Origin of the sequence: Hydrogenophaga sp. ZJX-1, from assembly GCF_048590325.1 — a bacterium.
Classification (GTDB): Bacteria; Pseudomonadota; Gammaproteobacteria; order Burkholderiales; family Burkholderiaceae_C; genus Hydrogenophaga.
The window spans coordinates 823,426-845,052 of the sequence record NZ_JBMBRA010000002.1 but is presented as its reverse complement, the minus strand read 5'-3'; the positions used below and the strand labels follow the sequence as shown (position 1 = coordinate 845,052).

Annotated in this window: 21 protein-coding genes; 14 read left to right on the top strand and 7 right to left on the bottom strand. The window is 65.1% G+C overall.

Annotated features, from left to right (window positions below):
- Positions 1-16: 16 nt before the first annotated feature.
- Both recX and ACN5W5_RS08655 read left to right on the top strand, forming a co-directional pair.
- Positions 17-466: a recombination regulator RecX gene (recX, locus tag ACN5W5_RS08660; protein ID WP_304922712.1), complete on the top strand. Its 450-nt coding sequence runs from the start codon at positions 17-19 to the stop codon at positions 464-466.
- Between the two features lie 79 nt (positions 467-545).
- Complete coding sequence (locus ACN5W5_RS08655; RefSeq protein ID WP_420048119.1) at positions 546-1,016, top strand: CZB domain-containing protein; 471 nt, start codon at positions 546-548, stop codon at positions 1,014-1,016.
- Between the two features lie 13 nt (positions 1,017-1,029).
- Here the strand turns inward: ACN5W5_RS08655 and argC are convergent, their stop codons facing one another.
- A complete protein-coding gene (gene argC, locus ACN5W5_RS08650; RefSeq protein ID WP_420048118.1) occupies positions 1,030-1,953 on the bottom strand; it encodes an N-acetyl-gamma-glutamyl-phosphate reductase in 924 nt (307 codons plus the stop codon).
- A 187-nt stretch (positions 1,954-2,140) separates the two neighbouring features.
- Here argC and sucC point away from each other — a divergent pair, with 187 nt between their 5' ends.
- From sucC to tfpZ, 9 genes are all read left to right on the top strand, one after another.
- Positions 2,141-3,301 carry an ADP-forming succinate--CoA ligase subunit beta gene (sucC, locus tag ACN5W5_RS08645; RefSeq protein WP_420048117.1) on the top strand — a complete coding sequence of 387 codons (1,161 nt, stop codon included), beginning with the start codon at positions 2,141-2,143 and terminating at the stop codon, positions 3,299-3,301.
- Between the two features lie 18 nt (positions 3,302-3,319).
- On the top strand, positions 3,320-4,213 hold the full coding sequence (gene sucD, locus ACN5W5_RS08640) for a succinate--CoA ligase subunit alpha (RefSeq protein WP_210823768.1): 894 nt from the start codon (positions 3,320-3,322) through the stop codon (positions 4,211-4,213).
- Positions 4,214-4,456: 243 nt separating this feature from the next.
- Entirely contained in the window at positions 4,457-7,108 is a 2,652-nt protein-coding gene (locus tag ACN5W5_RS08635) for a CHASE2 domain-containing serine/threonine-protein kinase (RefSeq protein WP_420048116.1), read from the top strand.
- A gap of 98 nt (positions 7,109-7,206) precedes the next feature.
- Positions 7,207-8,001, top strand: coding sequence for a Stp1/IreP family PP2C-type Ser/Thr phosphatase (locus tag ACN5W5_RS08630; RefSeq protein ID WP_420048115.1), 795 nt, complete (start codon positions 7,207-7,209; stop codon positions 7,999-8,001).
- A gap of 33 nt (positions 8,002-8,034) precedes the next feature.
- Positions 8,035-8,661, top strand: a complete 627-nt coding sequence (locus ACN5W5_RS08625; RefSeq protein WP_420048114.1) for an FHA domain-containing protein — start codon at positions 8,035-8,037, stop codon at positions 8,659-8,661.
- Positions 8,662-8,723: 62 nt separating this feature from the next.
- On the top strand, positions 8,724-10,973 hold the full coding sequence (locus tag ACN5W5_RS08620) for a CHASE2 domain-containing protein (RefSeq protein ID WP_420048113.1): 2,250 nt from the start codon (positions 8,724-8,726) through the stop codon (positions 10,971-10,973).
- 36 nt (positions 10,974-11,009) lie between these two features.
- Complete coding sequence (locus tag ACN5W5_RS08615; protein WP_420048112.1) at positions 11,010-11,813, top strand: 3',5'-cyclic-nucleotide phosphodiesterase; 804 nt, start codon at positions 11,010-11,012, stop codon at positions 11,811-11,813.
- A 187-nt stretch (positions 11,814-12,000) separates the two neighbouring features.
- Positions 12,001-12,438, top strand: a complete 438-nt coding sequence (locus ACN5W5_RS08610) for a pilin (RefSeq protein ID WP_420048111.1) — start codon at positions 12,001-12,003, stop codon at positions 12,436-12,438.
- A 64-nt stretch (positions 12,439-12,502) separates the two neighbouring features.
- On the top strand, positions 12,503-13,267 hold the full coding sequence (gene tfpZ, locus ACN5W5_RS08605; protein ID WP_420048110.1) for a TfpX/TfpZ family type IV pilin accessory protein: 765 nt from the start codon (positions 12,503-12,505) through the stop codon (positions 13,265-13,267).
- A 29-nt stretch (positions 13,268-13,296) separates the two neighbouring features.
- Here tfpZ and moaC read toward each other — a convergent pair whose 3' ends face one another.
- Complete coding sequence (gene moaC, locus ACN5W5_RS08600; RefSeq protein WP_420048109.1) at positions 13,297-13,800, bottom strand: cyclic pyranopterin monophosphate synthase MoaC; 504 nt, start codon at positions 13,798-13,800, stop codon at positions 13,297-13,299.
- A 245-nt stretch (positions 13,801-14,045) separates the two neighbouring features.
- On the opposite strand from moaC, the gene ACN5W5_RS08595 reads away from it, so the two are divergent.
- Positions 14,046-15,584: a M48 family metalloprotease gene (locus ACN5W5_RS08595; RefSeq protein WP_420048108.1), complete on the top strand. Its 1,539-nt coding sequence runs from the start codon at positions 14,046-14,048 to the stop codon at positions 15,582-15,584.
- 160 nt (positions 15,585-15,744) lie between these two features.
- On the opposite strand, the gene ACN5W5_RS08590 is transcribed toward ACN5W5_RS08595, so the two are convergent.
- Both ACN5W5_RS08590 and ACN5W5_RS08585 read right to left on the bottom strand, forming a co-directional pair.
- Positions 15,745-16,095: a phage holin family protein gene (locus ACN5W5_RS08590; protein ID WP_420048107.1), complete on the bottom strand. Its 351-nt coding sequence runs from the start codon at positions 16,093-16,095 to the stop codon at positions 15,745-15,747.
- Positions 16,096-16,169: 74 nt separating this feature from the next.
- Complete coding sequence (locus tag ACN5W5_RS08585) at positions 16,170-16,901, bottom strand: TerC family protein (RefSeq protein ID WP_420048106.1); 732 nt, start codon at positions 16,899-16,901, stop codon at positions 16,170-16,172.
- Between the two features lie 370 nt (positions 16,902-17,271).
- Between ACN5W5_RS08585 and ACN5W5_RS08580 the strand changes: the two genes are divergently transcribed.
- Positions 17,272-17,673: a DUF3717 domain-containing protein gene (locus ACN5W5_RS08580; RefSeq protein WP_420048105.1), complete on the top strand. Its 402-nt coding sequence runs from the start codon at positions 17,272-17,274 to the stop codon at positions 17,671-17,673.
- 145 nt (positions 17,674-17,818) lie between these two features.
- On the opposite strand, the gene ACN5W5_RS08575 is transcribed toward ACN5W5_RS08580, so the two are convergent.
- Positions 17,819-18,586, bottom strand: coding sequence for an MBL fold metallo-hydrolase (locus ACN5W5_RS08575; protein ID WP_420048104.1), 768 nt, complete (start codon positions 18,584-18,586; stop codon positions 17,819-17,821).
- Positions 18,587-18,805: 219 nt separating this feature from the next.
- Positions 18,806-20,233, bottom strand: a complete 1,428-nt coding sequence (purB, locus tag ACN5W5_RS08570) for an adenylosuccinate lyase (protein ID WP_420048103.1) — start codon at positions 20,231-20,233, stop codon at positions 18,806-18,808.
- A gap of 171 nt (positions 20,234-20,404) precedes the next feature.
- Here purB and ACN5W5_RS08565 point away from each other — a divergent pair, with 171 nt between their 5' ends.
- Complete coding sequence (locus ACN5W5_RS08565; RefSeq protein WP_420048102.1) at positions 20,405-21,019, top strand: glutathione S-transferase N-terminal domain-containing protein; 615 nt, start codon at positions 20,405-20,407, stop codon at positions 21,017-21,019.
- Positions 21,020-21,182: 163 nt separating this feature from the next.
- Here ACN5W5_RS08565 and ACN5W5_RS08560 read toward each other — a convergent pair whose 3' ends face one another.
- Positions 21,183-21,626 (bottom strand): nuclear transport factor 2 family protein, encoded by a 444-nt coding sequence (locus tag ACN5W5_RS08560; RefSeq protein WP_420048101.1) that lies wholly within the window; start codon positions 21,624-21,626, stop codon positions 21,183-21,185.
- Position 21,627 lies beyond the last annotated feature (1 nt).

The following is a 21,627-nucleotide window of genomic DNA, read 5'->3' as shown; positions in this document are numbered from 1 at the left end:
ATAGAGGCAGGCTGAAATGGGCTTTGATCAGCCGTCACTCAAAGGCCGCGCTTTGCGTCTGCTGGCCGGCCGCGAACATTCGCGCGCCGAGCTGGAGCGCAAGCTCAAGCCCCACGAAACCGAGCCCGGTGAACTGGCCCGCGCACTCGATGAGCTGCAGGCCAAGGGCTTCATCGATGAGCAGCGTGTGGTGGCGTCGGTGCTGCACCGGCGTGCCAGCCGGCTCGGCGCGTCGCGCGTGAAGCACGAGTTGCAGGCCAAGGGCGTGAGCGCCGAAGCCGTGGCCACGGCGGTGGCCGATCTGCAGGGTTCCGAGTTCGAGCGCGCGCGCGAGATCTGGCGCCGCAAGTTTGGTGAGCCGGCCGCCGATGCCGCGGGACAGGCCCGGCAGATGCGCTTCCTGGCCACTCGAGGCTTTGGAGGGGATGTCATCCGAAAAGTGGTGGGCGGACGCGACGCGGACTGAGAGCCTGAAAGCCAGGTGTTCGCAGTACCATCCGGGGTATTCAAAAACACGCCTTGATGCGTGTCCCTGGAGACAAACCATGGCTTTATTCCGGCGGTTCTTTGGAGCTGAAGGGGCGGTGCACGACAACCAGCTGCAGGCAGAGGCGGCGGATGCTGCGCAAGGCCTGGACATCGACGCCGCCGTGGTCGCCCACCAGCAGTGGAAGCAACACCTGCTGGCGCACCTGGCCAGCCACCACCCCGAGGCCAGACTGGGCGTCGAAGACATCTGCCGCGACGACCGCTGTGATCTGGGCCGCTGGATCCATGGCCAGGCCCGTGCCCGCCTGGGCACCTTCCCGGGCTTCACCGCCTTGCTTTCGCACCACCGCATGTTCCACCACGTGGCTTGCAACGTGCTCACGCTGGAACAGGCGGGCAAGCGGGGCGACGCCCGCCGCATGGTGGCCGACCAGTTCGAGGCCTATTCGGAGCGGGTGACGGAAGACCTGCGCTTGTTGCAGCAGGTGGTGAACCAGTCCCGCAGCGAACCCGGTCGGTCGAACTGAGCGGAAGCTCCTCTCAGAGACCGAGCATGAGCTGGAGGTTTTGCACCGCGGCGCCGCTGGCGCCCTTTCCCAGGTTGTCGAGGCGCGCGATCAGCACGGCGTGGCGATGGGCTTCGTTGGCAAACACCCGCAGTTCCAGCCGGTTGGTGTCGTTGAGGGCGGTGGCGTCGAGCTTGCCGCTCTCCGGGGCGGGCTCCACGCTGACCCAGCCGCCGGCCGAGACGCTGCCCGCGTAGTGGGCCACCAGCGCATCGTGCAGGTCGCTGGCCTTCGGTGCGCCGGGCAGGTCGTCCAGGTGCAGCGGCAATTGCACCAGCATGCCCTGGCGGAAGTTGCCCACCGCGGGGATGAAGATCGGCCGCCGGCTCATGCCGGTGTAGCGAAGGATCTCCGGAATGTGCTTGTGCGCGAGACCCAGCGCATAGGCTTCGTGCAGTGGCGCCTCGCCCTTTTCATAGGCTTCGATCATGCTGCGCCCGCCGCCCGAATAACCACTCACCGAGGGCAGCGAGACGGGGAAGTTTTTGGGTAGCAGCCCGGCATCGACCAGAGGACGCAGCAAAGCGATGGCACCGGTGGCGTAGCAGCCGGGGTTGGCCACGCGATCGGCTTTCATCACAGCCTCGTGCTGATCGACACAGAGTTCGGGGAAGCCATAGGCCCAACCGGGCGCACAGCGGTGGGCGGTGGAGGCGTCGATGATCCGGGGTTTCCGGCCCGTCAGGCCGTCGATCATGGCCACCGACTCGATGGCCGCATCGTCGTGCAGGCAGAGGATCACCAGATCGGCCTGCGACATGAGTTCGCGCTTGGCCTCGGGGTCCTTGCGGCGTTCGGGGGCGATGCTCAGCAATTCAATAGCAGGCATCTGTTGAAGACGCTCGCGAATCTGCAGGCCGGTGGTGCCGGCTTCGCCGTCGATGAAGATCTTGGCCATGACGCTGGTTGCCTTGTCAGTTCTGGTTCAGAGATGCGTCAATATAATTATGCATTATGTGAACGCGGTGACACCTCTTTGGTGCGTCGCAGCATGATACATTCCCCGGTTGCTGTGTCCAGTGCCTGCGCGCCGGCCGTTCGCTGTTCGGTCGGTTCAAGAAAACCCCCAGTCTGAGAGAGACCTCATGAAGATTCACGAGTACCAAGGCAAGGAAATCTTGCGTCAATTTGGTGTGCCAGTGCCGCGTGGCATTGCCGCGTTCACGGTGCAGGAAGCGGTGGAAGCCGCGCAGAAACTGGGTGGTCCGGTCTGGGTCGTCAAGGCCCAGATCCACGCCGGCGGCCGTGGCAAGGGCGGTGGCGTCAAGGTTGCCAAGACCATTGAAGACGTCAAGCGCATTGCGGGCGAGATCCTGGGCATGCAACTCAAGACCCACCAGACCGGCCCTGAAGGCCAGAAGGTGCGCCGCCTCTACATCGAAGACGGCGCCGACATCAAGAACGAACTGTATGTGTCGCTCGTCACCGACCGCGCGACCCAGAAAGTGGCGCTGATCGCTTCGAGCGAAGGCGGCATGGACATCGAAGAAGTCGCCCACTCCACGCCCGAGAAGATCGTCACCGAATTGATCGATCCGCTGACCGGCATCACCGAAGCGCAGTCCCGCAAGGTGGCTGCCGCCATCGGCCTGACCGGCGCTTCCGTGGACCAGGCCGTGGACATCTTCGCCAAGATCTACAAGTGCTACATGGACACCGACGCGTCCCTGGTGGAGATCAACCCCCTGAACTGCGACTCCAAGGGCAACCTGATGGCCCTGGACGCGAAGTTCAACTTCGACGCCAACGCGCTGTTCCGCCACCCCGAGATCGTGGCCTACCGCGATCTGGACGAAGAAGATCCGGCCGAAATCGAAGCCTCGAAATTTGACCTGGCCTACATCAGCCTGGACGGCAACATCGGCTGCCTGGTGAACGGCGCCGGCCTGGCCATGGCCACCATGGACACCATCAAGCTGTTCGGCGGCGAGCCGGCCAACTTCCTGGACGTGGGCGGCGGCGCCACCCCCGAGAAGGTCACCGAAGCCTTCAAGATCATGCTCAAGAACCCCAAGGTCGAGGGCATCCTGGTCAACATCTTCGGCGGCATCATGAAGTGCGACACCATCGCCACCGGCGTGATCACCGCCTGCAAGGCCGTGAACCTGAGCGTGCCGCTGGTCGTGCGCATGAAGGGCACCAACGAAGAGCTGGGCAAGAAGATGCTGGCCGAATCCGGCCTGCCGATCATCGCTGCCGACACCATGGCCGAAGCGGCGACCAAGATCGTTGCTGCCGTCAAATAAGCCCGGAGAAGAAACACCATGTCGATCTACATCAACAAAGACACCAAGGTCATCACCCAGGGCATCACGGGCAAGACCGGTCAGTTCCATACCGAGAAGTGCCAGGAATACGCGAACGGCAAGAACTGTTTCGTGGCTGGCGTGAACCCGAAGAAGGCCGGCGAGTCGATCTTCAACATCCCGATCTACGCCTCCGTCAAGGAAGCCGCGCAGCAGACCGGTGCCACGGTGTCGGTGATCTACGTGCCGCCGGCCGGCGCCGCTGCCGCCATCTGGGAAGCCGTCGAGGCCGATCTGGACCTGGCGGTCTGCATCACCGAGGGCATCCCGGTCAAGGACATGCTGGAAGTGCGCAACCGCATGAAGGCCAAGGAAGCCGCCGGTGGCAAGAAGACCCTGCTGCTGGGCCCCAACTGCCCGGGCCTGATCACGCCCGAAGAAATCAAGATCGGCATCATGCCCGGTCACATCCACCGCAAGGGCCGCATCGGCGTCGTGTCCCGTTCGGGCACGCTGACCTATGAGGCCGTGGCCATGTTGACCGAAGTGGGTCTGGGCCAGTCCAGCGCCGTCGGCATCGGTGGTGACCCGATCAACGGCCTGAAGCACATTGACGTGATGAAGGCCTTCAACGACGATCCCGACACCGACGCCGTGATCATGATCGGCGAGATCGGTGGCCCGGACGAAGCCGAAGCCGCCATGTGGTGCAAGGCGAACATGAAGAAGCCCATCGTCGGCTTCATCGCTGGCGTGACCGCCCCTCCCGGCAAGCGCATGGGCCACGCCGGTGCGCTGATCTCCGGTGGTGCCGACACGGCGGACGCCAAGCTCGCCATCATGGAAGAGTCGGGCTTCATCATCACCCGCAACCCGTCCGAGCTGGGCAAGCTGCTCAAGGCGCAGCTGTAAAGAGGCCCTGAGGCTGACGTGACAAAGGCAACGCTTGCGTTGCCTTTTTTTCGGCTGTGCAAAACCTCGCCACCCGTGGCTTTTGCCCGGTTTCCGCCCGATGGGGTCTGGCAGAATGAAACAGACTGCCAGATTTTCACCATGTGGTGCATTCCGTTCCCGGTTGGCGTGGGTCAGATCGCGCGATGCCGGGCCGGGCCCTTTTCTTTCGGGCCATACGCTTTAGCAAGAGGACGTCGGGCTTTGTCCAGCAACCCCAGTGTCAAGCCCGCGTTGGCGCGTCGCCGGCGCGGTCAACCTTCCGACGCGATCATTGCCCTCATGGTGGTCGTGGCGGCTTTCGCACTGCACTTTGCGACCGACCTGTTTGGTGGGCTGGAACGCCGGTACTACGATTTCGCCAGCACCCGCAGCGACAGAACGCCCAGCGATCGCGTGGCCATCATTGCCATCGACGATGAGAGCATCGCCAACATCGGGCGCTGGCCCTGGCCGCGCGAGGTGCATGCCCGGCTGATCGACCAGCTCGCAGCAGCGGGCGCCAAAACGGTGGCGCACACCGCCTTTTTCTTCGAACCGCAGACCGATCGTGGGCTGACCCGCTTGCGCGACTTGCGCGAGCAACTGCTTTCGGGCGACACCGCTGTGCCCGTCTGGACCGACCTGGGCCCCGATGCGCGCCAGCGCCTGCAGGTCTTCATAGACACCGCTGAACAGGAACTCGATACGGATGCCCGTCTGGTGAACAGTCTGGGCCAGGCAGGGAACGTGGTCGTGCCCTCGCTCTACGTCCTGGGTGAACCCCAGGGGCGACCCGATCAACCGCTGCCCGCCTTTGCGCAGAAAAGCGCTGTGCCCGACACCCAGGGCTTCGGTGTGGCCGCTTCCGCGGCTCAGCAGCCCCTCGAAGCCATCGGCCAGGCGGCACTCGCCGTGGCCCATCTGAACCAGTTGCCCGACCGCGACGGGACCGTGCGCGGCGAACCCCTGCTCCTGCACTTCGACGGGCACGGCGTTCCCTCCATGGGACTGATGGTGGCGGCCCAGAGCCTCAACCTGGGGATTCAGGACATCCGCCTGCTGCCCGGCGAAGGGGTGATGCTGGGTCGCACGCGCATCGATACCGATGCCTCGGGTGTTGTGCTGCCCCAGTTCTATGCCGATCGAGGTGGGCGCCCGGCGTTCACCACCGACTCGTTCTACGACGTGGTCTCGGGACGCATCCCGGCCACCAAATACGCCGGCAAGGTCGTGATCATCGGCGCCACCGCCGCCGGGGTGGGCACGCTGTTTGCCACGCCCGTTTCGCCCGCCATGTCGCCGGCGGGCATCCTGGCCCACATCACGTCCAGCATCCTCAACGGGCATTTCATTGCGCAGCGGGTCTGGGGAGGCGCCGCGGTGCTGGCGGTGCTGGGCCTGGTGACGGCCTACCTCGTGTTCCTGTTGCCGCGCCTGTCGGCCGCCGCCGGCGCCTGGCTGACGGCCGGGATGTTTGTCGCGCTGCTCGGGACCGAGTACGGCCTGCTCGCCTATTCGGCGGTCTGGCTGCAGCTGGTGTTTCCGGCCGCGCTGCTGCTGATGGGCCATCTGGCCCTGGTCACACGGCGCTTCGGTGTCACCGAGGCGCGCAAGGTGCAGGCCGATGCCGAGTCCGCCGAAACCAACCGCATGATGGGTCTGGCCCTGCAAGGCCAGGGCCAGCTCGACATGGCCTTTGACCGCCTGCGTCGTGTGCCGCACAGCGAAGCGGTGATGGACAACCTCAAGCAGCTGGCGCTGGACTTCGAGCGCAAGCGCCAGTTCAACAAGGCGCAGTCGGTGTACGAACACATGACCCTGCTGGACCGGGGCGATGCGGACGTGCGGTCGCGGCTGAAGCGGGCGAAGAACCTCTCGGAGACGGTGATGCTGGGTCAGGGGGCTTCGGCCTCGCACCCGGGGGGCACCCTGCTGCTCAGCGGCAACGGGGTGGAGAAACCCATGCTCGGGCGCTACAGCATCGAAAAGGAGCTGGGCAAGGGCGCGATGGGTGTGGTGTACCAGGGGCGCGATCCGAAGATCGGTCGTGTGGTCGCGATCAAGACCCTGGCCCTCAGCAGCGAGTTCGAAGGCGAGGAACTCAAGGACGCACGTGGGCGTTTCTTTCGCGAGGCCGAAACCGCCGGGCGCCTGCAGCATCCGCACATCGTCACCATCTTCGATGCCGGTGAAGAACACGATCTGGCCTACATCGCCATGGAATTCCTGCCGGGGCGGGATCTGGTGGAACACACCCGCGCGGGCCAGCTGCTGCCCGTGGCCACGGTGCTGGGCATTGGCGAGCGGGTGGCCCTGGCGCTGGACTATGCACACCGGCAAAACGTGGTGCACCGCGACATCAAGCCCGCCAACATCATGTACGCACCGGATGCCGACACGGTGAAAGTCACCGACTTCGGCATTGCGCGCATCACCGACTCCAGCCGCACCAAGACCGGCATGGTGCTGGGCACCCCCAGCTTCATGTCCCCCGAGCAACTGGCCGGGCAGCACATCGACGGCCGCTCCGACCTCTATTCGCTGGGGGTGATGCTGTTCCAGCTGCTCACCGGTGTTCTGCCGTTCCGGGCCGACTCCATGGCCGCGCTGATGTTCCAGATTGCCAACCAGAGCCCACCCGATGTGCGGACCCTCCGACCCGAACTGCCGGCCGGCATCGCAGACCTCCTCAGCCGAAGCTTGTCGAAGTCGCCCGGTGAGCGCTACCAGACCGGTGCCGATCTGGCGGCCGAACTGAAGCGGCTGCAAGCGCTGGCGGGTACCCTGATCGGTACCGGGATTTCAATGCGCGACAATGCCAGCAGCCAGTCTGCCCACTTTGAAACCACACAGGTTGAACCCCGCCGTCCTTGAACCCACCTGGACGCCGCCTCCGATGTCGCGAAATATGTGACAAAAGTGGAAATCAAGAACGATGACGGATGGCATCTAAAGGTATAAACCCGCTCAACATGAACTTTGAGTACGCCGCCCTCACGGACCCTGGCCTGGTCCGTGACAACAACGAAGACACGGTCGCCCTGGATGCTGAAAACCATCTGGTGGTGCTGGCCGATGGCATGGGTGGCTACAACGCGGGTGAGGTGGCCAGCGCCATGGCCACCACCTTCATCAAGGAAGAGCTGGGCCGCTGGCTGGTCGAGGGCGGGCACGAGGCCAACGCCCGCGAGCTCAAACGGGCGATGGAGATCTGCATCGACAACGCCAACCGATCGATCTTCAACGCCGCCAACTCCAACCCCATGTACGCCGGCATGGGCACCACCATGGTCATGGGGGTGTTCATGGGAACGCGAACGATGATCGGCCATGTGGGCGATTCGCGCTGCTACCGCCTGCGGGGCAACACCCTGCAACAGATCACGCGTGACCACTCGTTGCTGCAGGAGCAGATCGACGCCGGCCTGATTTCCCAGGAACAGGCCCAGTTCGCCACCCACAAGAACCTCGTCACCCGGGCTCTGGGGGTCGAGGACACGGTGTTGCTGGAAGTCAACGAATACCGCGTTGAAGACGGTGACCTGTACCTCTTTTGCTCCGATGGCCTGAGCGACATGGTGTCCGATCAACAGCTTGCCGCGATACTGATGTCGACAGGCAGCCTGCAGGAAAAGTGTCGCGCCTTGGTAGACGCCGCCAATGAGAGCGGAGGCCGCGATAATATTTCGGTGATACTGACGCTTGCGCGCGCCAAACAGGTCCGCAGGGGTTTGTTGTCGCGTATGCTTGGCAACAGTAGTTCTTAAGAATTATTTCATCAGGTTCCACAGGAGTCGGCCATGCCGAAAATGATCGTTTCCATCGATGGTGTCGTCATCAAGGAAGTGCAACTCACCAAAGATCGCACCACGCTCGGTCGCCGCCCTTACAACGACATCGTGATCGACAACCTGGCGGTGAGCGGTGAGCACGCGGTCATGCAGATGTCCGGTGCCCAGGTGTTTCTGGAAGACCTCAACAGCACCAACGGCACCTATGTGAACGGCAAGGCCATCAAGAAGCAGCAGCTGCAGAACGGTGACACGGTCGAAATCGGCAAGTACAAGATCAAGTACGTGCACGACGGCGCAGCCGACAGTTTTGAAAAGACCACGGTCATCAACTCCGGTGCCGTGGTGGGTGCCGTCGAGGCCGCTGCCCCGGTGGGCAACGCGGCGATCCGTGTGATGTCAGGTGCCGCCGCGGGTCGTGAAGTGCCGCTGGTCAAGGTGGTCACCACCATCGGCAAACCGGGTGTGGCGGTGGCTGCCATCACGCGTCGCCCGCATGGTTATGTGGTTGCGCTGGTCGAAGGCGCCATCAAGCCCACCGTGAACGGCAGCGCCATCGGCACCGACGCGGTCAACCTGCGCAACGGTGACGTGATCGAACTCGCGGGTACGCAAATGCAGTTCGTTCAGGCCTGACCCGGCCAGCAGCCCGATTCGCAGGTCATGAACGGCCTGCACTCCCACAATTGGCGTCCACCATGGCGGCCTTGAGCAGACACGGTCCGCGCATCGCCGTGACCTTGCTGCCCTTGCTGCTGGCGGTTCTGCACGCGGTGGGTGTGCTGCCCATGGGCGTGCTGCAGCGGCTGGACGACATCATCTACGACGCGCGCCTTCGCATCACCATGCCGGCCACGCGCGACGAACGTGTGGTGATCGTCGACATCGATGAAAAAAGCCTGGCCGAGGTCGGGCGCTGGCCCTGGGCCCGGCACCACATGGCCCGGCTGGTCGACACCCTGTTTGAAGACCAGCGCATCGCCCTGCTCGGTTTTGACACCGTGTTCGCCGAAGCCGACAACAGCTCGGGCCTGCACCAGCTGCAGCAACTGGCCGGCGGTGCGCTCGCCGACCAGCCTGGCTTTGCCGAGCGGGTCCGGCAACTGGAACCAGAACTCGACCGCGACGCCCTGCTGGCGCGGGCCCTCAAGGACCGCCCGGTGGTGCTGGGTTACTACTTCACCAGCGACCGCGACGGACGCACCAGCGGGGTCCTGCCAGCGCCGGTGATGCAAGCGGAGGCATTGGGCGGCCGCCCCATTCTCGCCACGCGCTGGGATGGTTACGGGGCCAACATCCCGCCACTGGCCGAGGCGGCGCCGCGCGCCGGTTTTTTCAACGCCATCAGCAGTCCGGACGGCGTGGTCCGTTCGCTGCCCTTGCTGGCCGAGCACGGTGGCCGCTACTACGAGTCCTTGTCGCTGGCCATGTTCCGCATGGTCCTCGGCTCACCGGGCGTCGAGCCGGGCTTCCCGTCCGAGCGGGTGGTTGGCCGCCAATACCAAGCGCTTGAGAGCGTGCGGTTGCGCCAGGGGGCGTCCACGCTGGCCATTCCGGTGGACGACCGGGTGGCCACGCTGGTGCCGTTCCGCGGTCCCGGTGGCCCCCAGGGCGGGTCGTTCACCTACCTCAGCGCCGCCGACGTGCTCGCCGGGCGGGTGGCGCCCGGCCTGCTGGCCAACAAGATCGTGCTCATCGGCACCACCGCGCCGGGGTTGCTGGACCTGCGGATCACGCCGGTGGGTGAAACCTACCCCGGCGTCGAAACCCATGCCAGCCTCATCGCCGGCCTGCTGGACGGCCAGCTCCTGGTCAAGCCCGACTACGCGCTCGGCTACGAACTGGTCATGCTGGTGGTCGCCGGCCTGGTCCTGGCGCTGGTGCTCCCGTTGTTGAGCGCGGCGCGGGCGGTGGTCCTGAGCCTGGGGGTGGTGCTGGCGGTGCTCGGGCTCAACACCTGGCTGTACCTGGGCCATGGGCTGGCGCTGCCGCTGGCCAGCACGCTGGTGATGGCGGGCATTGCCTTTGCGCTCAACATGAGCTACGGCTATTTCGTCGAAAGCCGGTCCAAGCGCGAACTGGCCCAGCTCTTCGGCACCTATGTGCCGCCCGAGCTGGTCGACGAAATGGTGAAGGACCCCGACAGCTACAGCATGGCCGCAACCACGCGCGAGCTGACGGTGATGTTCTGCGACATGCGTGGCTTCACGCAGATCGCCGAGACCATGGCGCCGACCGAACTCCAGGCCCTGCTCAACACCGTGTTCAGCCGGCTGACCCGGCTCATCCGCCACCACCGCGGCACCATCGACAAATACATGGGCGACTGCGTCATGGCTTTCTGGGGCGCCCCGGTCGAAACGCCCAACCACGCCAGCCTGGCCGTGCAGACCGCCATCGACATGGCGCAAACCATCCGCGAGATCAACGCAGAGCGGGCCAGCCGCGCCCTGCCCGCCATCCAGCTCGGCATCGGTCTGAACACCGGCGACATGTGTGTGGGCGACATGGGCTCCGACGTTCGCCGCAGCTACACCGTGATCGGCGACGCGGTCAACCTCGGCTCGCGGCTGGAGGGGCTCTCCCGCCTGTACGGCGTGGACATCGTGGCCAGCGAAACCACCCAGGCCCAGGCGCCGGGCTTCGCCTGGCAGGTGCTTGACCGGGTGCGCGTCAAAGGCAAGGCCCAGGCCGTCACCATCTATACCCCGCTGGGGCGCCGCGAGCAGCTCACGGCCGAACAAACCGGGGAGCTGGCGCAGTGGAAGCTTGCGTTCAAGGCGTGGCAGGCCCAGGACTGGGACGCCTGCGACGTGCACCTGCTCAACCTGCAGCGTCAGAATGCCAAAAAAGTCCTTTACCGCCTGTATGCCGAACGGGTAGCCTCCATGAGGCGGTCTCCGCCCGATGCCGATTGGGACGGCACCACCACTTTCGAGTCCAAATAACCCGGCCCACTGGGTCACCAACCGCTGACAAGACCGATGAGGGTACGCGTTCTGGGTTGCTCCGGCGCCATCGCGCAAGGCTGCCGCACCACCTCCTTCCTGCTCGACGACGATGTGCTCGTCGACGCGGGCACCGGCGTGGGCGACCTTCGCCTGGACGAGATGGCCCGCATCAACCACGTGCTGCTCACGCACTCCCATCTGGACCACGTGGCCAGCCTGCCGCTGATGATCGACGCCGTGGCGGCCCTGCGCATGGCCGCAGGTGCACCGCCGCTGCAGGTACACGCCCTGCCCGGCACCATTGCGGCCCTGCGGGTCCACATCTTCAACAACCTGATCTGGCCGGATTTTTCGGCCATTCCCAGCGCCGACACCCCGCTCGTGCGCTTTGAGAGCATCGCCGTGGGGCAGGTGTTGCAGGTCGGCGGCAAGGCCATCGAGGTGCTGCCGGCCGTGCACACCGTGCCCGCCTGCGGCTACGCCGCCGCCACCGCCTCGGGCCACTGGGTCTTCAGCGGCGACACCGAGCGCAACCCCGCGTTCTGGCAGCGCGTCAACCAGCTGCCCGTGGCCCTGCTCATCATCGAAACGGCCTTCAGCGACCGCGAGAAAGCGCTGGCCAAGCGCAGCCTGCATCTCGCCCCCAGCACCCTGGCCGAAGAGCTTGACCAGATCGACCGCGGCCGGCGTTACCCGATCTACATCACCCATACCAAGCCCGCCGAAACCGGGCTCATCATGGACGAAATCCAGCGCTTCGACCAGACGCCCAGCCGCGTGGACGACGTGCGCCACGACATCCGCTGGCTCAGCGCCGGGCAGACCTTCGAGCTCTGACAAAAAAATGTCACCCCGGGGGTGGGTGACAAAAATTGTCGGTAGCAAAAGGCATCACAGGACACAAATCGTCACATGCGCCGGCCGAAGCGTGAAAAAGGCCGCAAAACCCAGGTCATTTCCGGCTGGCACGGACCCTGCTCATGAGATTGCGTCTCTGTCCCACAACCCCCAAGGAGTTTTTCTCATGAAGCGTTCCATGCAAAAAGGTTTCACCCTGATCGAACTGATGATCGTGGTGGCCATCATCGGTATTCTGGCTGCCATTGCCCTGCCTGCGTATTCGGACTACACGGCCCGCTCGCAAATGTCGGAAGGCCTGAAGGCCACGTCGGGTGTCCAGGCTGACATCGCTGTGGATACCTCTGAAGCCGGTGCCTTGGCTGCATCCGCTGCTACGATCGCCTCGGCCGCCCTGCTGGATGGCAAGTACTTTGCTCCAGGCGGTGTTGTTGTGACCGCTGGCGGCACCATTGGTGTGACGTTTGATTCGGGTACTGTGAGCGGTGTGGTGATGACCATTACCCCGACATTGAATCCAAACATCACCCAGATCTCGCGTTGGACATGTACCGGTGCCGGTGCTAACTTCAAGGCTTCCTGGATTCCTTCAGGCTGCCGCTAAATCGCTCCGCGCGAAAAGGCCCCTTTCAGGGGCTTTTTCGCTTTCTGAAGTGTGTCTAACTCCTATGAACCGTCGGCTCCCATCGGCTTTCCGGGCTGCTTCTGTTCATTTGCTCCTCAGCGCCCTGATTGCCGCTGCGCTCGCTGCGCTCGTTTTTGGGTGGTGGTATCCGTTCCCCTACCGGGAGCTGGCCGGTGGCCAGCAGCTGTTCTGGACCGTGATGGCCGTGGACGTGGTGTGCGGGCCGTTGTTGACAGCGGTGGTCTTCAATCCGCAAAAGTCACGCCGTGAACTGGTCTTGGACTTGTCTCTCGTGGTGCTGATTCAAATCGGCGCACTGATATACGGGGTGTATTCGGTGGCTCTGGCGCGCCCGGTGGTGCTCGCCTACGAGATTGACCGCTTTGTCGCCGTACCCGCTGTCGATGTTGATACACCTTCGCTGAGCGACGCGTTACCCGATCTGCGTTTCTTGTCCTGGACCGGGCCCAAGCTGGTGGGAACTCGCAAGGCCCGCGACGGGAAGGAAGCCAGCCTAAGTCTGACCCAGTCCCTTCAAGGGTTGCAGATCAGCGCTCGCCCGGGGTGGTGGATCCCCTATGAAGAGAGCGTGCCCGATGTGAAGTTGCGGATGCGCAAGCTGGATGCTCTCCGAGCCAAACTGGAGAAGCCCCAGCGGTCGCTTGTCGATGAGGCCGCTGTCAGCACAGGAGAGCCTGTGTCGACTCTCTTCTATCTCCCATTGACCAGTCGGGAACTCACGGACTGGATCGTGCTGCTGGATGCTCAGGCTCAAATCAAAGGGTATGCCCAGGTGGATGGTTTTTGACGAGGTACTTTGTTGATCGGGAGCGATGATCACGATGTGGTCACAAAGTGTCCACTCTTCCCGCCCCGCTTCTCCATCAAGCGCACCCCGCCAATCGTCATCCCCCGGTCCACCGCCTTGCACATGTCGTAGATCGTGAGCAGGGCCACGCTGCAGGCGGTCAGGGCTTCCATTTCCACGCCGGTCTGGCCGGTGCATTCGGCGGTGGTGCGGCACAGCACGCTGTTCGCTGAAGGCTCCACCTCAAATTCAACCGCCACGCGCGTGAGCGCGATCGGGTGGCACAGGGGGATCAGGTCGCTGGTCTTTTTCGCGCCCTGGATGCCGGCGATGCGGGCGATGCCGAGCACGTCGCCTTTCTTGGCGCTACCGCTCTGGATCAGCGCGAGCGTGGCGGGCTCCATGTGGATGCGGCCTTCGGCCACGGCGACGCGGTGCGTGCTGGCTTTGGCGGCCACGTCGACCATGTGGGCCTGGCCCTCGGCGTCGAAATGGGTGAGCGGGCTGGGGGTTGGGGTGGTCGGGTGGGTCATGGCGGGATCTTTGCGCGGTCTTTACAGAAACCTGTGGGCGTTGGCGGCATCATACGAGGATGCGCCTTTTGACGACCCCCCGATTCCCGTTGTCCCGCCGTCTCTTTTCAGTCCCCGTACTGCTGGCCGCTCTGGCAGCGGTACCGGTGTCGCTGTCGAACGCACAAACGAATCCCGCGGCCAGTGGCGCGCCGGGGGCTGGTGCGACACGGGGTGGTTTGCCCAGCCTGGGTGACGAGCAGGACATGTCGATCGCGGCCGAACGCCGTCTGGGCGACCGGATCGCGCGCGACATCTACCGCGACCCGGATTACCTGGACGATCCGGTGCTGGGCGACTACCTGTCGGCGATCTGGCAGCCGCTGCTGGGCGCGGCGCGCGCGCGCGGCGATGTGCCGCCCGAGCTGTCGGAACGGCTGGCCTGGGAACTGATGATCTCACGTGACCGGCGGGTGAATGCCTTCGCATTGCCGGGCGGTTATCTGGGGGTGAACCTCGGCCTGCTGGCGGTGACCGAGCGGCCCGAGGAGCTCGCCGCGGTGATGGCGCACGAGCTCAGCCACGTCTCGCAGCGCCACATCGCGCGCCTGGTGTCGAGCCAGGACCGTTTGGCGCCCTGGATGCTGGGCGCCATGATCCTGGGGGCGCTGGCCGCGCGCGCCAACACCGAGGTGGCCAACGCCGCCATCGTGGGCAGCCAGGCGGTGGCGATGCAGACCCAGCTGAATTTTTCGCGCGACATGGAGCGCGAGGCGGACCGGGTGGGCTTTGGCGTGCTGACCGGCGCGGGCTTTGAGGGGCAGGGCTTTGTCGACATGTTTGACCGTCTGCAGCAGGCCTCGCGCCTCAACGACGACGGTTCGTTCCCTTACCTGCGCAGCCACCCGCTGACCAGCGAGCGCATCGCCGACATGCGGGCGCGCCTGCCGCTGTCGACAGCGAGGGCCGGTCCGGGTGTGGGGCCGCTCCAGTCTGCGGCGCCAGGCGCTGCTGCCAATGCGCCCGCGAGCGGAGGGCCAACCGGCCTCCGGCTCGACCTGCCGGCGCTGTCCAGCGCCACACCGCCCCCCTCCGGACTGGTGGCATTGGCCCCCACCGTCAGCGCCGAGCGGCACGCCCTCATGGCGGCGCGGGCGCGTGTGCTGGCGGAAAACGGGCCGGACCGGCTGCGTGCCTGGCTGCAGACCGGTCAGGGCGCCAGCGCTTCGCCCGGGGTGCGCTACACAGCGGCCCTGTCGGCGCAGCGCCTGGGGCAGCGCGATCTGGCGCTGGATCTGGCGCAGCGTCTGCGGGGTGCGGTGGCGGCGAGCGCCCGCCCGGCCGCCGATGCGCTGATGCTGGAACTGCTGCTGACCGCGGGCAGCAACAGCCGCGTGGACCCCAGCGGTGCCCTGCTGGCGAGCTTGCGCGACCAGGCGCTGGCCGGCGACTCGCGAGCCGACCTCTTGCTGGGCGCGCAGGCCGCGCTGGCCACGGGGGTTCCAGAGCGTGCGGTGTCGCGCCTGCAGGCCTGGGTGGTGCAGCACCCGCGCGACGCCATGGCCTGGCAGGTGCTGGCGCGAGCGCATCAGGCGCAGGGGCAAACGTTGCGGTCGATCCGCGCCGAAGCCGAATCGCGCGCCGCGCACATGGACTACGAAGGCGCGGCGGACCGCTTCCGGGCCGCTCAGGCCTTGCCGGCGGGCCAGCGGGCGGCGGACCCGATGGAGCTGGCCATCGTGGACAGCCGGCGCCGCGAGGTGGAGCGCATGCAGCGCGAACTGGCGCTGGAGCGCAACGAGTAGCGCAAGCCAGGGCCACTTCAGCTTTTCATGGCCCCGAAGTGCCACCCGCGATGCATGAAGCAACATCACCCAGAGGCACCGCCGGGCTGGCTTTGCCAGACGGCCAGTGCCGTCCCCCTTGAGGGGGGTGACGCGAAGCGGCGCGGGGGGTGTTTCCCTGCTAGCCCTTGAACACCGGCTTGAGCGCCGCGTCCACGACCAGCATCAACACCGAGTAGATCAGCGAGCCGAGCAGCGCGGCCAGAAAGCCGTTGACGCCGAAGCCATCGAGCACGCTGGCCGCGGCCCAGAACAGCAGGGCGTTGATCACGAACAGGAACAGGCCCAGTGTGACCACCGTCACCGGCAGCGTCAGGATGACGAGCAAGGGCCGCAGGAAGATGTTGAAAAGGCCGATCACGGCCGCCGCGATGAGGGCGGAAGTGAAGCTCTGGATCTGCACGCCGGAGTAGAGGTAGGCCACCAGCAGCAGGGCGCAGGCCGCGAGCAGCCATTTGACGATGAGTTTCATGGGGGCAGCATAGCATCGACCCCATGAAAAAGGGCGGCCACCCGAAGGTGCCGCCCTGTTCGTCATTCGCCCGATCAGGCGCTGGCTTCTTCGTCGGCCGGCTTCTGGCGCGAGGCCAGTGCCTTGCCGATGGCCAGCACGAGCAGCGCACCCGCCACGGCGGCGGCGTAGTGGAACGTGGCGCTCTGAGACAGCTTGGGCATCCAGGCCATGTTGGCCGGGTCGGCCAGGGCCGGGTCGGAGACCAGCATGCCGCCGGCGATCCAGCCGAGCAGCATGCCGCCCAACGTGATGATGATCGGGAAGCGCGCCATCAGCTTGATGACCAGCTGGCTGCCCCAGACGATGATGGGGATGGAGATCAGCAGGCCCATCACCACCAGCAGCGTCGAGTGTTCGCCAGCGTTCTGTGCGGCACCGGCGATGGCGATCACGTTGTCCACGCTCATCACCAGGTCGGCCACGATGATGGTCTTGATGGCGGCGAACAGCTTGTCGCTGCCCTGGATGTCGCCGTGGCCGTCTTCGTCGGGCGCGATCAGTTTCACGCCGATCCACACCAGCAGCAGCGCACCGACCAGCTTGAGGAAGGGTACGTTGAGCAGCGTCATGGCGAACATGATCAGCACGACGCGCAGGACGATGGCGCCAGCGGTGCCCCAGATGATGCCCTTGGTGCGCTGCGCCGGCGGCAGCTTGCGGCAGGCCAGCGCGATCACGACCGCGTTGTCGCCGCCGAGCAGGATGTCGATGATGATGATCTGTCCCAGGGCGACCCAGAACTGGGGTGATGTCAGGAAATCCATGTGGTCCTCTTGGTGTTGGGGGGAGAGTCCCGGACCTCGGTCGACCAGCAGGCGCTGACATTCGCTTGGCGCACGCTGCAAACGCAGCGTGGCAAGGGCAGGCAGGCCTTGATCGGCCTGGGTGGGCCTATCAAAGGTCTTGCTCAGGCCGGTGACGGATCACCGGGCTCGGATCGCCGGAAGCTGATCGCTTCGTCTTGACGACGGTCCGAACGGCCATGGTCTGCGGGCCTGTTGGCCGCCACCCTGACCGGAGAGCTACTCCCCTTCGAGTGCCGCGATTGTATAGAGGCCTGCTGCTCCGCGCCTGTCAGGGGTATACGGACTTTCCACAGGCTTCTGCGACGCGGCTGGCTATCATCGTGGCCCCATGGCAGGCATCCACATCTCCGATCTTGAAGCCGCGATCAACTACTGGCGTGAGCGCTCACCCTCGTCGGATGGTTTGTCACTGGCCCATCCCACGCGTGTGCTCGCCGAGCTGTATGCGCGCATGGCGTACCGGCACGAAACCGAGATCGAAGAGGCCAGCCTGTCACCACCTGTGCGCGAGGCGTGGCTGGCCTGGTTCCAGACCACACCAGACACCCCCTGTATCGCCATTTGCTCCACCAGCCAGGGGGATGCGGTGTGCAAGGGCTGCGGCCGCAGCTTTGACGAAGTGCAGCGCTGGACCGAGATGACGCCGGGTGAAAAGCGCGCAAGCTGGCGGCGCATCACGCTGGAAGGCACCGCATGGCGCTTCAACCGGTATTCAGAGCGCGCCTTGTAGAACAAGGGGCACAAGGGGCGTCAGCCGTCGCTCACTCTAGCAGCGTGTGAAGGGTTGACAACCCAGAACACCGCGGAACCGGCTTTGCCGGGCCGCAGGTGTTGCCCTTGGGGGAGGCGCCGCAGGCGCTTCGGGGAGAGCCGTTCTATGCCGGCACGGTGTAGGTCGCCTGCGTCACGTTGTCGACGCCGCACTCCACCGTGCTGATCCAGTTGATGAACTCCTGCACCGCGGGTCCCGCGATGGGTGCGCCGTGTTGCGGCACGATCATGTGGATCGGCAACGTGCGCGCCATGTTGGCCCACAGGCGCAGCACCTTGTTGCTGACCATGTAGCGGCGGTGAAAGCCCGCCATGCGGGGAAGGTGTTCGGCCAGCGAGGTGATGGGTTTGGCGGCGTCGGCCGAAGTGCCCAGCGACACACCGAGGTCGCCTGAAAACAGGATGCGGCTCACGGGATCCCAGAACTGGAAATTGCCCTCGGCGTGCATGAAGTGCGCCGGAATCGCCACCAGTTCCGATCGGCCCAGGGGAATGCGCATGCCGGGGTCCGGAATGCCCACGATGCGCCCCGCGGTCTTGCCCGGCTTGCAGAAGTGCGGGGCGAAACGCTCCCACAGGGTCGAGATGTAGAGCGTGGCCTGGGTGCTGGTCATCCAGCGGTCGAGCGAGGCGATGATGTCCGGGTCGGCATGCGACGCCAGAATCTCCGTCAGTTTGCTGGGTTGAAAGTAGCGCCCGATGGTCAGCAGCAGCTCGTTGTAGGCCACGTTGCCGCCCGGGTCGATGATGGCGCCTTGCTGACCATCGATCACCAGGAATTGGTTGGCTTGCACCGCTTCACCGCCCTCGTCGCTCAGGTGCGCGAACATCAGGCACACATGGCCGTCTTTGTTGAACAGTTCAATGGCCATGGGGAATGCTCTGGGTGTTTTGGAGGGCGCGACGCAAGCGCGGGACTGTAGGCGTCGCGGTCATTGACCGGTTTGCGCCATATCAACCGTTCGGTGCACTTTGCCAGCAAAGTCGCACTTTCAGCCCAAATGGTCACATAAAAAGGCCACAAAAACAAAAGGATTCGAGGATTTTTTCACGCCATTTTGGGCAAAACGGACCACCCCGGCCCGCAGGGATCAGACGCGCTGCGCCAGTTCCGTGGCTTTTCCGACGTAGCTGCCTGGGGTCAGGGCCAGCAGCCGGTCCTTCTCGGCCTGCGGAATGTCCAGGCTGCGGATCAGCGCGTGCAGGGCTTCGGCGGTCACGGTCTTGCCGCGCGTGACTTCCTTGAGTTTTTCGTAGGCGCCGGACACGCCGAAACGCCGCATCACGGTCTGGATCGGCTCGGCCAGCACTTCCCAGGAAGCGTCCAGGTCGGCGGCCAGCGCTTCTTCGTTGAGCTCCAGCTTGCCCAGGCCAACGCCCATGGAGTGGTAGGCCAGCACGGCGTAGCCGAGGGCCACACCCATGTTGCGCAGCACGGTGGAGTCGGTCAGGTCGCGCTGCCAGCGGCTGATCGGCAGCTTCTCGCTCAGGTGCTTGAGCAGCGCGTTGGCCAGGCCCAGGTTGCCTTCGGCGTTCTCGAAGTCGATGGGGTTGACCTTGTGCGGCATGGTCGAGGAGCCGATCTCGCCGGCTTTCAGGCGCTGCTTGAAGTAGCCCACGCTCACGTAACCCCAGATGTCGCGCGCCAGGTCGATCAGGATGGTGTTGGTGCGCGCCACGGCGTCGAACAGCTCGGCCATGTAGTCGTGCGGCTCGATCTGGATGCTGTAAGGCTGGAAGGTCAGGCCCAGGCCCAGCGGCTCGGGCGTTTCGATGACCTTGCGGCTGAAGGCTTCCCAGTCGAAATCCGGCCAGGCCGAGAGGTGGGCGTTGTAGTTGCCCACCGCGCCGTTCATCTTGCCCATGAGCTTGACGCTGGCGATCTTCTCGCGCGCCGCGACCAGGCGCACCACGACGTTGGCGATCTCCTTGCCCACGGTGGTGGGGCTGGCGGTCTGGCCGTGGGTGCGGCTGAGCATGGGCACGGCGGCAAAAGCGTGGGCCATCTCGCGCAGCTTGGTGATCACGCCATCCAGCGCGGGCAGCAGCACGGCGTCGCGCCCGCCCTTGAGTTGCAGGGCGTGGCTGGTGTTGTTGATGTCTTCGCTGGTGCAGGCGAAATGCACGAATTCGGCGGCCTTTTCCAGTTCGGGGCGGGCGTCGAATTTGGATTTGATCCAGTACTCCACGGCCTTCACGTCGTGGTTGGTGACTTTTTCGATGTCCTTGATGGCGACCGCGTCGGCTTCATTGAAGTTCTTCACCAGGCCCATCAGGTAGGTGCGGGCGCCGGGCGAGAGTGTGGGAAATTCGGCAAAACCGGCATCGGACAAGGCGATGAACCAGGCGATTTCCACCTGCACGCGGCGGTGCATGTAGCCCTGTTCGCTCATGAAGGGGCGCAGCTGGGCCAGACGCCCGGCGTAGCGGCCATCCAGCGGCGACAGGGCGGAAACCGGCGACAGGGCCGAGGAGGACGAGGTGGACGAGGCAGAGGGGGAAGGGGAGGTCGGGCGCATCCCGCCATTGTAGGAGGCGGCCCTGTCGCCCGGCCGCCGTCAGGCGGACGGGTCAAACCGATCGCCCGCAGCAACCGGGTGTTTTCCCTGCCACGCCTGTCAGCTGCGCGCCGGCGATCGCTCGCTAAAATGGCCGGCCCACGGTCATCCGTCCCAACACATCCCTGCTTCATGAAACTCATCGGCGCCATCACCAGCCCCTACGTGCGCAAAGTGCGCATCGTCATGGCAGAGAAGAAGCTGGATTACCAGTTCCTGCCGGAAGACGTGTGGTCCGCCGACACGAAGATCGCCGCGTCCAACCCGCTGGGCAAGGTGCCTTGCCTGGTCATGGAAGGCGGCGAAGCGGTGTTCGACTCGCGCGTGATCGTCGAATACCTGGACACGTTGTCACCGGTGGGCAAGCTGATCCCGGCCTCGGGTCGCGAGCGCGCCGAGGTCAAGACCTGGGAGGCGCTGGCCGATGGCGTGCTGGACGCGTCGATCCTCGCCCGGCTTGAAGCCACCTGGCCCGGTCGCAGCGAAGAGCAGCGCTGCGGCGCCTGGATCGACCGCCAGATGGACAAGGTGCAGGGTGCCCTCAAGTCCATGAGCCAGGGGCTGGGTGAGAAGCCCTTCTGCTCCGGCATCCACTTCAGCCTGTCCGATGTGGCGGTGGGCTGTGCGTTGGGTTACCTGGACTTCCGCTTCCCGGCCATCGACTGGCGCACGCCGTATCCCAACCTGGCCAAGCTCGGCGAAAAGCTGGCGCTGCGCCAGAGTTTTGTGGACACAAAGCCGGATTGACCCCCCCGCGCCGCGCGATTGATTGGCCCACCCCCGCGCCGCGCCCAAGGGCGCGTCACCCCCTCAAGGGAGCGATGCCTGCGGCCTGGCAAAGCCAGTTCCGCGGCATCCTGGGTCCAAGCCCGCGCGCCGGAGATGTCACTGCTTTCTCTGACCCGATGCTTCAGCTGTTCGCCCTGCGTTTCAAGTAGCGCATGAGCGCGCCCAGCCCCGGCAACTTCTCGTACAGCTCCTCGGCCGCGTCCCAGTAGTCGCGGTGTTCGCTGATGCGGCCGTCTTCGGTCAGGGTCAGGTGCGAGCCGCCATGGATCACCTGCTCGGTCACGGTGTCGAAGCGCTTGAAGCGGAAGCGGAATTCCCAGACCAGAAAGGCCTGCGCACCGTCCACGATCTGCTGCGTCACGACGAAGCGCGGTTCGTGCAGCGCCACGAACATGTGTCTGAAGATCTGCGTGATCGCGGGCACGCCACGCACGTCGTTGAACGGGTCCTTGAAGCGTGCGCCGGCGGCGTAGAACGCTTCCAGCTGCCCCAGATTGCCGGGTGTGAGGGATTCAAACCAGCGGGTGATGCCGGCCACGGCGGTGCGGCTGTCTTCGGTGTGCATG